13 protein-coding genes are annotated in these 14550 nt (G+C 59.2%); 7 read left to right on the forward strand and 6 right to left on the reverse strand.

Annotated features, from left to right (window positions below; all coding sequences use genetic code 11):
• Positions 1-19: 19 nt before the first annotated feature.
• Together prpC and prpB are read right to left on the reverse strand one after the other, a co-directional pair.
• Complete coding sequence (gene prpC, locus HB633_RS02360; protein WP_213776444.1) at positions 20-1192, reverse strand: 2-methylcitrate synthase; 1173 nt, start codon at positions 1190-1192, stop codon at positions 20-22.
• A 41-nt stretch (positions 1193-1233) separates the two neighbouring features.
• Positions 1234-2127: a methylisocitrate lyase gene (gene prpB, locus HB633_RS02365; protein ID WP_213776445.1), complete on the reverse strand. Its 894-nt coding sequence runs from the start codon at positions 2125-2127 to the stop codon at positions 1234-1236.
• Positions 2128-2293: 166 nt separating this feature from the next.
• On the opposite strand from prpB, the gene prpR reads away from it, so the two are divergent.
• Positions 2294-4183 carry a propionate catabolism operon regulatory protein PrpR gene (prpR, locus tag HB633_RS02370; protein WP_213776446.1) on the forward strand — a complete coding sequence of 630 codons (1890 nt, stop codon included), beginning with the start codon at positions 2294-2296 and terminating at the stop codon, positions 4181-4183.
• A 10-nt stretch (positions 4184-4193) separates the two neighbouring features.
• Here prpR and HB633_RS02375 read toward each other — a convergent pair whose 3' ends face one another.
• From HB633_RS02375 to pcaH, 3 genes are all read right to left on the reverse strand, one after another.
• Positions 4194-4499, reverse strand: a complete 306-nt coding sequence (locus HB633_RS02375) for a DUF2288 domain-containing protein (RefSeq protein ID WP_056366185.1) — start codon at positions 4497-4499, stop codon at positions 4194-4196.
• 68 nt (positions 4500-4567) lie between these two features.
• Positions 4568-5158, reverse strand: a complete 591-nt coding sequence (gene pcaG / locus HB633_RS02380; protein ID WP_213776447.1) for a protocatechuate 3,4-dioxygenase subunit alpha — start codon at positions 5156-5158, stop codon at positions 4568-4570.
• 2 nt (positions 5159-5160) lie between these two features.
• Positions 5161-5871 carry a protocatechuate 3,4-dioxygenase subunit beta gene (pcaH, locus tag HB633_RS02385; RefSeq protein ID WP_213776448.1) on the reverse strand — a complete coding sequence of 237 codons (711 nt, stop codon included), beginning with the start codon at positions 5869-5871 and terminating at the stop codon, positions 5161-5163.
• 98 nt (positions 5872-5969) lie between these two features.
• On the opposite strand from pcaH, the gene pcaQ reads away from it, so the two are divergent.
• Entirely contained in the window at positions 5970-6971 is a 1002-nt protein-coding gene (gene pcaQ, locus HB633_RS02390) for a pca operon transcription factor PcaQ (RefSeq protein ID WP_213776449.1), read from the forward strand.
• Positions 6972-7225: 254 nt separating this feature from the next.
• A complete protein-coding gene (locus HB633_RS02395; RefSeq protein WP_255580701.1) occupies positions 7226-7594 on the forward strand; it encodes a response regulator in 369 nt (122 codons plus the stop codon).
• Between the two features lie 12 nt (positions 7595-7606).
• Here HB633_RS02395 and HB633_RS02400 read toward each other — a convergent pair whose 3' ends face one another.
• On the reverse strand, positions 7607-8320 hold the full coding sequence (locus HB633_RS02400) for a lysophospholipid acyltransferase family protein (RefSeq protein ID WP_056365948.1): 714 nt from the start codon (positions 8318-8320) through the stop codon (positions 7607-7609).
• Positions 8321-8543: 223 nt separating this feature from the next.
• On the opposite strand from HB633_RS02400, the gene HB633_RS02405 reads away from it, so the two are divergent.
• The 4 genes from HB633_RS02405 to HB633_RS02420 all read left to right on the forward strand — a co-directional run bounded on the left by HB633_RS02405 (position 8544) and on the right by HB633_RS02420 (position 14549).
• Positions 8544-9608, forward strand: coding sequence for an alpha/beta fold hydrolase (locus tag HB633_RS02405; protein ID WP_213776451.1), 1065 nt, complete (start codon positions 8544-8546; stop codon positions 9606-9608).
• Between the two features lie 142 nt (positions 9609-9750).
• Entirely contained in the window at positions 9751-10173 is a 423-nt protein-coding gene (locus HB633_RS02410; RefSeq protein ID WP_056365941.1) for a hypothetical protein, read from the forward strand.
• Positions 10174-10654: 481 nt separating this feature from the next.
• Entirely contained in the window at positions 10655-11443 is a 789-nt protein-coding gene (locus HB633_RS02415) for a hypothetical protein (protein WP_255580702.1), read from the forward strand.
• Positions 11444-11582: 139 nt separating this feature from the next.
• Positions 11583-14549, forward strand: a complete 2967-nt coding sequence (locus tag HB633_RS02420; RefSeq protein ID WP_213776452.1) for an EAL domain-containing protein — start codon at positions 11583-11585, stop codon at positions 14547-14549.
• The last annotated feature ends 1 nt before the right edge of the window (position 14550 follow it).

A 14550-nucleotide genomic window follows, 5' to 3' on the forward strand; every position in this document is an offset into this window, starting at 1 on the left:
ACTTAGGATGTCTCCGTAATTACTTGCGTTTGTTCAATGACTCAAACTTCAGATTTTCGGGTCCGGTGTAATTTGCGCTCGGCCGAATGATCTTGTTATCGATGCGTTGTTCGATGATGTGCGCGCTCCAGCCCGACGTGCGCGAGATCACGAACAGCGGCGTGAACATGGCGGTTGGCACGCCCATCGCGTGATACGAAACGGCGCTGAACCAGTCCAGGTTCGGGAACATCTTCTTCGCGTCCCACATGGTTGTTTCGAGGCGCTCTGCGATGTCGAACATTTTCGTGTCGCCTGCTTCCTTCGACAGCTTCTTCGCGATGTCCTTGATCACCTTGTTGCGCGGATCGGAGATCGTGTACACCGGATGACCGAAGCCGATCACGACTTCCTTCGCTTCCACGCGACGGCGGATATCGGCTTCCGCTTCGTCGGGCGTTTGATAGCGGCTTTGGATCTCGAACGCGACTTCATTCGCGCCGCCATGCTTCGGACCACGCAACGCGCCGATGCCACCGGTGATCGCCGAATACATGTCCGATCCCGTGCCGGCAATCACGCGACACGTGAACGTCGATGCGTTGAACTCATGCTCGGCGTAAAGAATCAACGATGCATGCATCGCATCGACCCACGACTTCGACGGCTCCACACCATGCAGCAAATGCAGGAAATGCCCACCGATGGAATCATCGTCGGTTTCGGTTTCGATGCGCCGGCCGTTATGCGAATAGTGGTACCAGTACAGCAGAATCGATCCAAGCGATGCCATCAAACGGTCGGCGATGTCCTTCGCGCCCGCGATGTTGTGATCGTCCTTCTCGGGCAACAAGGTGCCGAGCACGGAGACGCCGGTACGCATGACGTCCATTGGATGGGCGGATGCGGGAATCCATTCGAGCGCCGCTTTCAGGTTGGCGGGCAAGCCGCGCAGAGCCTTGAGCTTCGTTTTATACGATTTCAATTCAGCCGCATTGGGCAGCTTGCCGTGCACGAGCAGGTACGCAATCTCCTCGAACTCGGACGTCCCGGCAATATCGAGAATGTCATAGCCACGATAATGCAGATCGTTGCCCGTCTTGCCGACGGTACACAGCGCAGTGTTACCCGCCGTCACGCCGGACAGCGCGACAGATTTCTTGGGTTTGAACCCGCCCGCAGCGGGTGCTTCTTTCGTCAAGGTATCGCTCATTTGTCTCAGTCTCCTTGTTGGACCAACGCGAGGGTAACGCGTTACTTTGTCTGCTTGAAAAGCGCATCGAGCTTCTGCTCGAAGTCGTGGTAACCAATGCTCTTGTACAGCTCCTCGCGCGTCTGCATGCTGTCGAGAACGTTGGCTTGAGTGCCATCGGTGCGAATCGCGCGATACACATTTTCCGCGGCCTTGTTCATCGCGCGAAATGCGGAGAGCGGGTACAGCACGATCGAAACATCCACGCTGCGCAGCTCTTCGACCGTGAACAGCGGCGTCGATCCGAACTCGGTGATGTTCGCAAGGACAGGGACCTTCACGGCATCGACGAATTGTTTGTACATCTTGAGATCGGTCATCGCTTCCGGGAAAATCATGTCCGCGCCAGCCTCCACGCACGCACGCGCCCGGTCGATCGCCGCGTCCAGACCTTCCACGGCCAATGCGTCGGTGCGAGCCATGATGACGAAGTTCGCGTCGGTGCGGGCATCGACCGCAGCCCTCACGCGATCCGCCATTTCCTGCTGCGAGACGATCGCCTTGCCCGGCCGATGACCGCAGCGTTTCGCGCCCACCTGATCCTCGATATGCATCGCGCCGGCGCCAGCCTTGATCAACGACTTGACCGTGCGCGCAATATTGAACGCGCTTGGGCCGAAGCCGGTATCGACATCGACCATTAGCGGCAAGTCGCAGACATCGGTGATGCGGCGCACATCGGTGAGGACGTCGTCGAGTGTCGAGATGCCGAGATCGGGCAAGCCCAACGATCCCGCCGATACACCGCCGCCGGACAAGTAGATCGCCTTGAAACCGGCGTGCTGGGCGAGCAGCGCGTGATTGGCGTTGATTGCGCCGACGAGTTGCAGGGGCCGTTCGGCCGCGACCGCCGCGCGGAACTTCGCGCCGGCGCTGAGTGTTGCTGATGAGCTCATTCGGGTCTCCGTTGTTTGATGCTTATAGGGCAAGTTGTTTGCCAGTGATGCAAGTTCTTGATTGAGAACAGATTAGTCTTTTTTATCGATGCTCGAAAATTTCATAAATGAAATACCAAGTTTCAAAATTGAATTAGACTTGGGTATCTCATTCGAATCCCTCACCATGAATCTTCCTCCACGCATCTGGGCTGTCGGGATAAGCAAATTGCGGGATCTGTATCGCGACATGGCCGCGGAGTACGACGGAATCGCTGATCTGCGCATCGTGACGCTCGGCTACGAGGACGCCGTGCAGGAGATTGAGAACGCCGGCGATGCCCGGCCGGACGTGGTCGTCGCTGCCGGATCGAACGGGGCGTATCTGAAGGCGCGGATCGGCGTGCCGGTCGTGCTCGTGAATCCGACCGGCTTTGACGTCATGCACGCGTTGGCGCGTGCGCGTCGTGAGGGCGAACAGGTCGGTCTCGTGATGCACGGCGAGACGCCGGCGGAAGTTACGCGCTTTTTCCGGGCGTTTGGCGCGGCTATCGAAACCGCTTCGTATCTGTCGGTGGAGGACGCGGAATCGTGCGTATTGGATCTGCGCGATCGCGGCGTGCGCGCCGTTGTCGGGCCGGGACTTGTGACGGAACTTGCGGAAAAGGCCGGCATGAAGTCGGTGTTCCTGTACTCGAGTGCGTCCGTTCACGGCGCATTCGAAACTGCGCTCGAAGTGGCGCGCGCAACGCTTGGGGAGACGCAGCGCCGTCGCCGGCTCGATCAGGTTCTGCAACATCTGCGCGACGGCGTGATCGCGCTTACCGCCGATGGCCGTATCGAAGCGCTCAGCGGCAAGATGGCCGAAATGCTGCGCCTCGCGCCGTCGCAAGTGGTGGGCAAGCGCTTGCGCGATCTTGCGCCCGAGGTTGCGAGTGCAGTGCCGACCGAGCCGGGCGAGTCGCTCGAGACGGTGCGCGGGGCGAGTTACCTGGTGCATCGAAGTGCCTGGGGCGATGCATCGGCGGCTTCGGGTTCTATCGTCACGTTTCAGGAGTCGGTGGCTTTGCAACGCATGGACCGCTCGGTTCGGGCGCGGCAACGCTCGCCACTCGTGGCGCGATACAAGATCGAGGACCTCACCGGCAGCAGCCAGGCAATCGAGCAGGTCCGTCAGCGAGCGCGCCGTTTTGCACGCTCGGACGCCACCGTGCTGATTCGTGGCGAAAGCGGCACGGGCAAGGAACTGGTCGCGCAAGGCATTCACGGCGAAAGCGCGCGGCGAGAGTTTGCGTTCGTTGCGTTGAATTGCGGCGCGTTTCCGGAGACGCTGCTGGAGAGTGAATTGTTCGGCTACGAGGAGGGCGCGTTCACGGGCGCGCGGCGTGGCGGCAAGGCGGGATTGATCGAGTCGGCGCATCGCGGCACGCTTTTTCTAGATGAAATCGGCGAGATGCCCTTGCCATTGCAAAGCCGTTTGCTGCGCGTGCTTCAGGAGCGCGAAGTCGTACGGCTAGGCTCCACTGAACCCTTGCAAGTCGATGTGCGGATCGTTGCGGCAACGCATCGCGCGCTGAGTGAGCGCGTAAAGGCGGGGGAGTTTCGCGCGGATCTGTTTTATCGACTGAATATCTTGAATCTGATGCTGCCGCCATTGCGCGAGCGGACGGCTGACATGGCAACGCTCGCGGCGCAATTGTTGTGGCGCACGGGACGTGCAACTTCATTCGACGCCGCGCTCAAGGTTCTCGAGCCGGTCCTGCATATGCTCACGAGTTACTCATGGCCCGGCAACGTACGCGAGTTGCAGAACGTGATCGAACGGATTTCGGCGGAACTGGAAGATTCGGTTTCAAAGCCGCCGAAGCTGACGGCCAAGCTGATGCGCTCGATTGCGCCGGAACTTGAAGAGGAAACAACAACTTCGAATCAGACGTCGCTCAAGGCTCGCAGCCGCAAGGTCGAGGCGGACGAGATTCGCGCGATGCTCGATTCGTTCAACGGCGATCGCGATAAAACCGCGCAGGCCTTAGGGATCAGCAAGACCACCTTATGGCGAAAACTGACGCCGCGCTGAGCGTTACCGCTTAACCCCGTTCCTGCACGCAAACCCACGGCGACACCACGACCGCCCACAACTCGGGATTACGCTCGGCAAGATCGGCGGCGGTTTCGGCCGTCGTACGTTCCAGCAATCCTGATGACAACCACTCGGTGACCTGTTTCGTATCGTCGCTGGCGACGGCTTCCGCCACGCTAACCAGATCGATATCGCGCGCTACTTTCAGCAACACGCCGCGCGCAAAAAAACGCTGCAACTCGGACCATTCGATCTGGGCGGTTTCGGAGAAAAGCTTGAGGTATAGCGGGCTGGGAGATTGATCGTCTTTCATGGAGGAATGCAGGCGGGTTCGAGCGTCCGACATCATAAACCATCGATGCCGGACGCTTGAATAACTGCTCAAAGGTCGAAGAAGACGGTTTCCTTCGGACCTTGCAGATGAATATCAAACCGATAAATAGAATTCGAGGTCCCCGACTCGCGCTTCGCAATCAGCGTGGCGCGCCGTTCTGCGGGAACCAGCGCGAGCACGTCGTCGCGTGCGTTGGCTTCGGGTTCATCGTCGAAATAGAGACGCGTGTACGCGTGCAGCAGCATGCCGCGCATCAACACGATCACATCGATATGCGGTGCCGAATCGCCTCCTGTGCTGCCCGGCTTGACCGTATCGAGCACGTAGCGAAGCTCCGGGTCGGTGCCCGTGCCGACCCGTGCGAAGCCGCGAAACCCCGACTCGCGCGCCTCGGCCACGGAGGTCACGTAACGGCCGGTCGAGTCGGCCTGAACCATCTCGATCACCGCGTCGCCGATGACTTTTTCGTCGCCGTCGAAAACCTGCCCGACGATGCTGATGTGCTGTCCCATCGATTCCCGGTCCGCGATCGATGGCGTGAACAAGCTCTTCAGATCGAAGTTGTACTGCTCGGGACACAGGCCGTAAGCGAAGTACGGTCCGACCGTTTGCGAGGGCGTTTGCTTATGGATCGTCATGTTCAAGCCTCCGTCGGGGTCTGGTTCGGGCCGCGCAGCACGATGTCGAATTCATAACCGAGCGCATACGCTTCCTCGGTCGTATCGATAGAAAACCGCGAGATCAGCCGGTTGCGCGCCTGTTCCGGCGTGCCCTGGAAGATGGGATCGAGTTCGAGCAGCGGATCGCCCGGAAAGTACATTTGCGTGACGAGGCGTGAGCCGAAGTACTCGCCGAAGAGCGAAAAATGAATATGGTTCGGGCGCCAGGCGTTCGAATGGTTGCCCCACGGGTACGCGCCGGGTTTGATCGTCAGGAATCGATACCGCCCGTCGCTGTCCGTGATGCAGCGCCCGGCGCCAAGGAAATTCGGATCGAGCGGTGCATCGTGCTGATCCGCCTTGTGAACGTACCGTCCGGCTGCGTTTGCCTGCCAGATTTCGACCAGCGTGTTGCGCACGGGCCGCCCGCTTTCGTCCGTAACCCGTCCCGTCACGATGATGCGTTCGCCCAGCGGCGCGCCATTTTTCACGGCGTTGCGGGTCAGGTTGTTATCGAGCTTGCCGAGGTCTTCCGTGCCATAGACAGGTACGCGGCGGTCCTTCAGCTTCTCTTTGAGGGGAATCAGGGGCAGTGAAGGGCTGCGTAATACCGACGACTTGTAGCCCGGATAAGAGTAAGGCGGGTGCGAATCCCAGTCGCGCGGCGTCAGGATCGAGGAGGGGGAATCCATTTTCTTGTCTCCGACTTTTAAAATGTGAATCAACACTTTATCGAAGCGATGAAGTTATGGAAAATGACGTTTTATGCATTCAGACATAACCTATCGTCATGGATAACGAATCCTCTCCCGTCGCTGCGCCGGCGGCGCAACCCGGCGGCTTGACGAGCGGGCTGACCAGCGGCCGGATCAAGTTCCGGCACCTGCAGTGCTTTCTCGCCGTGACGCAATTCGGCAGCGTTCAGCGCGCGGCGGACAGCCTGTCGATCACGCAGCCGGCGGTATCGAAGACGATTGCGGAGCTCGAGTCCATCCTCGGCGTGCGTTTGTTCGAGCGCGGCCGGCGCGGCGCCGAACCCACGCGCGAAGGGCGGCTGTTCGCGCCGCATGCAGCGGCTTGCGTGGGCGCGTTGCGTGAGGGCGTGGATGAACTATCGCGGCACGGCGTCGAATATCCGGGGACGGTTTCGCTGGGCGTTCTGCCCACGGTTGCGCCCGCTTTGTTGCCGCCCGTATTGGAGGCGTTTCGGGCGCAATGGCCTGGCGTATCTGTGAAAGTTTGGACGGGGTCGAACTCGCAGCTGCTCGAACGCCTCAAATCGGCCGATGCCGATCTTGTTGTCGGAAGGCTTTCGGAACCCGAAGGCATGCTCGGGATGACCTTCGAGCAGTTGTATCGCGAACCGCTGAGTGTGGTGGTTCGCCACGATCATCCGCTTGTGCACGAGAACAATGTCACCGCGACGTTGCTTGCACGTTTTCCTGTGGTCGTCCCGCCCTTTGGCACACTGATCCGCCAGTCGGCCGAGAGCGTGCTGACGGCCTTCGGCGCGCAGTCACTAAGCTCCCTGATTGAGACGTTGTCGGTGTCGCTTGGGCGCGCTCTTGCATTGCACAACGACGCGGTGTGGTTCGTGCCGGCAAGCGTGGTCGAGCATGACATCGGGTTGAAGTTGCTCGCGCGTTTGCCCATGCCGTTTGCCAGTGCGGATGAACCCATCGGTTTGATCCTGCGGCATGACCGGACCAGGTCGCCTGCGACCGATGGTCTTATCGATGCAATTCGTGAAGCTGGACGCGATCGGGAGGTGGTGCGTATCGGTATGAAATAGCTTGTCCAAAGCCTCGCCGCAGGCACTTGTTACCGCGCAAGCGGCGTCGGCAAAACCCCATTAGCATACGTGCGATAAAAGCTATATAAGTGGCTCGGAGGATGAACGGTAGACGCCGGAAAACGAAGTGACGCAGCCCGCAACAGCCGTACTGTAATCATGGGCAAGATATGCGCGTGCAACCAAATTCCGCTTCGTGCTGTCTCATCCCGCAAGCCTTATTAACCAAGACGCCCACCAAAGCCGCCAGCACGATGAAAACCGTATTGCTCGTCGACGACGATCCCGAGACCATCGAAGCGTGGACCCTGTGCATGCAGTCAGAGGAGTGCAAGGTGCTGTCCGCGTTCGACGGCAACAGCGCGCTTGCGTTGCTCGGCGAGAACCTCGTTGACATTGTGGTATCGGACTGGAAGATGCCTGGGCTCGGCGGTGCGTTGCTTTGCCAGACCATGAAGACGAACTCGGCAATGGCGCATATCCCGTTTCTGATGATCTCGGGTCATCCGCATCCGCCGGCTTTCGTTCATTACGACGGGTATCTGCAAAAGCCTGTCGAGATGGAAGCGCTGTTGTCGGCGGTGGACCGGCTTTGTGCTGCGAAGCGCCGCCAGCCGTTCTAAAGTAAGCAGGACTCACGCAAGCCGCGTCATCTCCTTCTCCATGCGCTCCTGTGCGAGCCGGTTCAACTCTTGCGGCACGACACAGTCAGCAGGGAGCGCCGGCATCACGATCACGCGAATATGCCCGGGCTGATCCGGCCAGCCTTTGGCGGGCCAGTATTTCCCTGCGTTATGCACGACCGGGACGGCGGGCACTTGCGTGGAACAGGCAAGACGCACCCCGCCCGATGCCAGCTTCAACGGCGCATCATGAGCGACCCGCGTGCCTTCCGGAAAGATCACCACGACATCGCCCAGCGCAAGTTTCTCCGCGCATTCGCGCGTGACCGCCTGATGCGCCTGACGCGGCGAACCGCGATCGAGGCTCACCATGTCGAGGCCCTTCAACACCCAGCCGAAGAACGGGATACGCTTGAGATCGCTCTTGAACACAAAGCTGATGCGCCGCGGAAACAGCGCCATGAACGCGAGCGTTTCCCACGTCGATTCGTGCCGGCACAGCATGATGAACGGCTCGTCCGGCAGGTTTTCGAGTCCTTCCACCGAACACGACACGCCGGTGATCACGCGCATCATCTTGACCATTGCGCGGCACCATTGCTTGGCAAGCCAGTAACGGCCCTTGCGGCCGACGAACGGAAACAAAGGCAGAATCAGTATGGACCACACCGTGCCGCTGCCAAGCAGGTAGGTCGCGAATAGCCACTTGACGTAGGTTCGATGCATTAAGTATCAGGCGATGGTAAAAACGTGGCTCAAGCGCCGCAAATGGCGATAAGGCGAATGGACGTCACGGGGGCCGCGACCTTGGTTGTATCGGCGAAGGTGAATCAACCCGCGTACGAAACCCGAAGGATAGCTTGTGCGGCGGTTCGTGTCCCGAATCCAAAATCCCGCCGGGCGCTTAATCAGATACAGAGAGACGCGTGATCTCTTCAACGGAGTTCCAATGACGGACGATGCAGGCAACGAAGTTACGACCCGGGTTCCGGAAGATTCATCGGCCGGGCAGGTTCCGGTTTTCGACGAAGGCATGCTCGATGTCGGCGATGGCCACTCGATCTACTGGCGCGCGCAAGGCCCGAAGGACGCGCCCGTCATGCTGATCGTGCATGGCGGCCCGGGCGGGGCGATGAACCTCAAATGGGGCGATGTGCTGGATGCATCGAAGTGGCGGATGGTCTTCTTCGATCAGCGCGGCTGCGGCAAATCCACGCCCTTCGGCAAGCTGGAACATAACGGCACGAAGGAACTCGTCGGTGATATGGAAAAGCTGCGCGAGTTGCTTGGCATCGAAAAATGGGCGCTTTTTGGCGGCTCGTGGGGCACGACGCTCGCGCTGAGTTACGGCGTGACGCATCCCGAGCGCTGCCTGGGCTTTTTGCTGCGCGGGATTTTTTTGGCGCGCAAGCAGGACATCGACTGGTTCCTGTGGGACGTGCAGCGTGTGTTTCCCGATGCACATCGCAAGTTCCTTGATGCAATCGAAACCGCGAGCGGCGAGCGTCCATTGAACGCGGCGGAAATCTTGTCGCTTACCGGAACGCCGCTCGCCCGTTTCGATGATGCCGGCATCAAGCTCGCGCGTGCCTGGGCGGGGTTTGAAGCGACGTTGTCAGTGGTGAACAAGCCAACGCAGAACAAGGGCGACGCGAAAGCCGAAGCCAAGGAAACCGATTCCGCGAAGCCCGCCGCAACGCCCGAGGAGACCCGCGAATCCAATGCCGCGGCCATCTCCATGTCGCTGCTCGAGCATCACTACATGGCGCACGAGTTACCCCCCGAGCCGCTTTTGCCTCGCATCGGCAGGGTCGCGCATTTGCCTTGCGTGCTTGTGCATGGCCGCTTCGACATGGTTTGCCCGGCTGATCAGGCGCTCGCACTCGCGGATGCATGGCCGGGCGCACAGCTTTCCATCGTCGATGCAGCCGGCCATTGGACCTTCGAGCCCGGCAACGTGACTGCGCTCAAGGCGGGCGGCGAGTTTCTTGCGCGCGCTCTCGCTGCGGGTTGACAGGCAAGGCGTTGCAGCAGGAAAGAATTGTCCTGCGAGGCCCGCCAGGCGGTAAATTTGGGACGGGAATGGTACGATCGCGCCTTGCAACTCTCGGCGGGCCGTACCCGTCGAACGGTAATCAAGTTACGGAGGCAACCCAATGGCCCAACAGAAAACCAATCCGAAGCTGGAGCAGGCGCTGACCCGTGGCGATCTCGCGATTCGTCAGGCCAACTCCGGCCGCGCAACCGCGGTGCTGCGCGCGCTCGGCAAGATGATCGTGGAAGCATCGGCGACCATTGGCGTGGAAGCGTTTGTCGTGATCCACGACGGCGACAAGATCTACGACCCGGTCGATGGCATGTGGCCGCAGCAACTTCTTGTATCGCTCGATGGTCCGGTGGAAGATGCGGACCCTGACGAACTGCGTACGGTCACGCTGATGGCCGACACCCCCGCAACCGTATTCCGGTGCGAATGGCAACGCGCCGACGGCAAGATCGGCCGTCAGGAAGGTCGTCCGCTCGCGATGGTCGCGTTCATCACCGATGTAGATATTCCCTGGCTCGACGACGAAGACTGAGCACGCAACATGGTTCACCGCTGACGGGCGCATGGCCGTCCGTCAGATCTTTTCCCAAGCCCGATAAAGCAATCGCAATAACTACACGCGAAGGGTATCCAACCAATTCAAAATCGGTAATTTAGTAACTGGAAGCGCAAATTGCTGGTTGATATATAAATCCGTCGGCTCGTTATAACTATAAAAGAGGCACGTTACCGGTGCATATTCGTTGCTCTCGGGCCTTGGTGAATCAATAATAATTCGGCGCGTCGCCTGTTCTCCATACGGTTTTTCATGATACGAAATCGGGCGAGTCGAATCTCCGGGTAAATTCGGAAAAGCGTTAGAACCGTCGTTTTTTTAAGTATCTTTCAAGTTTTATTCTCCATCGAACACCCCATCAATTGCCTTTAGGCGAGACTTAAATTGCCGCGCGTGTCGTTTGCATCAAGTCGAACGCATCGCGGCATCTCCTTCTCGCCAAAAATGGGGTAACAAAATGGAACAGCTCGATGCAGGCCAAAGCAGTGTTTTAAGCGGTGATCGGATTGACGAGGGTAAAAGCGTGGAAACGCTGGAACGCGCAGTGCATACCCTCAGGAAACGTGAATCCATGCCGTTCACCATACGTATAGTTCGCGAAACCGCCGATCTCGATAAAGTCATCGATATCCGGCGCCTCGCGTACGCACGGCATTTGCCGTCTTTCGCGGAGAAACTCGGTATTGAGGATTGTGATCGTGAAGCCGGCGTGGCAGTCCTTCTGGCGGAGTCGAAACTCGACGGCGCGCCTATTGGCACAATGCGTATTCAAACTAATGAATATGCGCCGCTGGCGCTGGAACAGTCGGTGCGTCTGCCTGATTGGCTGAGCAATAGCCGGCTTGCCGAAGCGACACGCTTGGGCGTAGCGGGTGGTGGCATTGGCCGGGTCGTAAAAGTAATGCTTTGCAAGGCACTTTGGCTTTATTGCGAGCAGCAGCTTGTCGACTACATGGTTATTACCGCACGCTCGCCGCTCGACCGCGAATATGAAGCAATGTTGTTTGAAGACGTGTTTGGTGAAAGGCAATTCCTGCCGATGGCGCATGTCGGCGGATTGCCGCACCGGGTACTTGCCAAGGACGTCATGGCGGCGCGGCGCCGCTGGGAGGAAGCAAAGCATCCGTTATTCCAGTTCATGGTTCACACGGATCATCCGGACCTCGATTTAGAGTTGCCGGATTTATCTTTCCGGCCGGAACCGGTACGATGCCCGGAAGCGTCGCAACTTGCTTATGGCAGGTAAAAAAAGATAGCCCGGCTGTTTGATGGCCGAGGCCGCAAGAGAGGGTGGTGGCGATTCAACTTTTGCGTCGAGCGACGTTTCTCGTTGTTTCGCCACTGCTGGCGCGGCTTGCGTCATGCATCACGGGGGAAATTCAGGTATGGCGCTGGTTGCCTTATTTTCGCGGGCCAAGTCCGGATATACCGGGTCGAATATCGACCGGTTTCTGTACGCGTTCGCTGTATATATCGTCCCCACGCTCATTGCACTCGGCACTATCGCTACCCTGGTCTGGGGTACGCAGCAATTCGATTCGAAGGGCGGTGTAACGCTGCCTTTACACGTGTTGAAAGATCCCACGGGCACACTCGATCCGGCCACGGCATTACAGCGTATGCCCGGCGCGGTCACAACAAACCGCTTCAATACGCAACTCTCGGAAAAACCTTTCTGGTTTGAATTCGCCGTTCCCAACATGGGTTCGGAGCAATCCACCTATGCGGAGCTTCCTTCTCGCCACGCGCAAACGCTGTCGTGTTGGGTTGCATCGACTTTGCAGCCGCTTGGATCCGCGGATCGCCTGAATACGACCAACGAATTCTCAACCGTGAAAGCGGGGTTCGCACTGCATCTGGGGCATATGGCACAACCCTTGAACGTCCTGTGCCGTGCGACATTCTCCGGTCCGGCGCAGATCACGGCGCTCGGTTGGAGCGGTCCCGAATTGCGGCGCGCAGCGCTCGATTTCCAGGAAAGTTCAGGACTGATCGCAGGCGGCCTGCTGACGCTTGCCGTGTTTGTTTTTGTTACGGCGATGATCAACCGCGAATGGACCTACGTGATCTTCGCGGTCTGGCTCGTCGGCAACTTGCGGCTTTGCGCCAATGCAATGGGCTGGGACATGCAATGGCTCGGGCGCGTGATCCCGCCGGACTATATGCAAAGCCTGCGGCAACTCACATTCGCCGCGTATTACCTTCTGACTGCGGCGCTATTCGCCTCGCTGTTCCGGCGCGAACTGAAAGTGATCGGCTACAAATGGCTCTTGAGGATCATCCAGTATGTCGGGCTCGTGCTGCTGGGCGCGGCCATCGTGCTGCCTTATTCGAAGTTCATCCCGACACTGTGGGTGATTACCGGCTTTGGCGTGTTCGTGCTGATTTTCCTGCTGGCGCGACTGGTCTGGCTGACCCGATCGCGCACCGTGCTGTGGTATGTGGGATCGCTTGCGATCGTGCTGTTCGCGACCTTCTCCGAAGTAATGGGCGCGGCGTTCGGTATCAAGCTGCTGGTCGGGGGCGTGAACACCGTGATGGCGGCGTTGTCGTCGAGCATGATGGCCGCGTTCGCGATCGCCGAGCAGATGCGGGCCGAGCGCGAGCATCGCCGGCAGGCGCAGACGGAATTGCGCAACACGTATGACGTGACACCCATCGGCCTTTTCACACTCGATACCGCCGGCCACTTCGTGCGCGCCAATCCCGCGCTGCGCGCCATGCTCGGGTTGCAAAAAGCCGAGTACAAGGTTCGGCACTGGAACGACTATTTCGAATCGGGCGCGTGGGGGGCGCTGCAGGCGCTGGCATCGAAGGGCAGCGAAGGCGAACTCGAAATGGGCGGCGCAGAAGCGCGCGGCAGCGGCGAGCGGCGCTTCCTGCTCAAGGCCACGCGCTCGAATGGCTGGATCGAGGGATCACTTCAGGATGTGACGGAAAGATCGAAGGCCATCGAACGGCTGCGATTTCTCGCCGAGCACGATCCGCTTACGGGTTCGCTCAACCGGCGCGGCGTGGAGAAAGCCATTGCGGCGCAAAGCGAGGACGCGTCGTCGTGGGCGCTTGCTTATGTCGATCTCGACCGCTTCAAGCTCGTGAATGATCTGTTCGGGCATCGCGCCGGCGATGAAGTCCTGAAGCAGGTCGCCACGCGCACCCGCGCATTGTTCGCGACGGGCTTTCCGTTCGGCCGGATCGGCGGCGACGAATTCGTCTGCGTGATGGGCGGCATGTCGATAGATGAAGCCGTCGACTGTTGCCAGCAACTGATGAGCGCGTTGAGCGACACGCCGTATCAGGTCGGCAACCGCGCCTTCCAGGTCAAGGCGTCCGTTGGCCTCGTCGAATGTTCACATGGCGTGCGTGTGCAGGATGCGCTTTCGCACGCGGATCGGGCGTGCCGCGAGGCCAAGAAAAGCTCGAACGTGCGCATGGTGACGTACCGTAAAGGTGCAACCGCGTTCGAGGAACGTGCGGAAGAATTGAAGCTCGTGGAAACGCTTGGGCGCAATCGATTGCCGCCTGGGCTGTTCCTAGTGATGCAGCCGATCATGTCGCTGGCCGCCCCAACAGAGTCGCTGAATTTCGAAGTGCTGTTGCGCATGCGCGCGCCCGATGGCGCGACCTTGCCCGCAGGCAAGGTGATCGTCGCAGCGGAAGAGTCGGGGAATATCGCGGCTATCGATAAATGGGTGCTCACCACACTACTTGAATGGATCGAGAAGCATCAGGCGTCCCTTCAAAGCACGCGGTTTATCTGCGTGAATCTGAGTGGCGGATCGCTCAACGACGAGCAGTTCATGGAAGACGCCTTTGCGCTATTCGCGCGTTACCGGCATGTCGTGCCGTATCTCTGTCTTGAGATAACCGAAAGCGTGGCATTGCATGATCTCGGCAATACGCAACGGTTTATTGCGCGCGTCCATGAGATGGGCGGCAAGATCGCGCTCGATGATTTCGGCGCGGGATATACATCGTTCAAGTATTTAAAGGATCTTTCCGCCGATGCCCTCAAGATAGACGGTGAGTTTATCCGCACGATGTGTGCGCATCCGGCGGACATTGCCATTGTCGAGGCTATCGTGGCGCTGGCCCGGAATCTTGGAATGCGCAGCGTGGCGGAATGGGTCGAGGATATCGACACGCTTCGCGCGCTGAAAGAAATCGGCGTGGATTATGTGCAGGGCTTTTTGATTGCGAAGCCGCAGGAGAGCGGGGCTATTTTAAGCGCCGCGTCTGCCGCCAGTTTCGTCAAGGACCCAGATGTGGTCGAGTTTATCGACCAGATTGGCGGGAGCGACAAGTCTCTCGCATTTTCGTTTGATCTCGTTGATAAGGCCGGTCTGCATTAAG

Origin of the sequence: Caballeronia sp. dw_276 (assembly GCF_018449635.1) — a bacterium.
Taxonomy (GTDB): domain Bacteria; phylum Pseudomonadota; class Gammaproteobacteria; order Burkholderiales; family Burkholderiaceae; genus Caballeronia.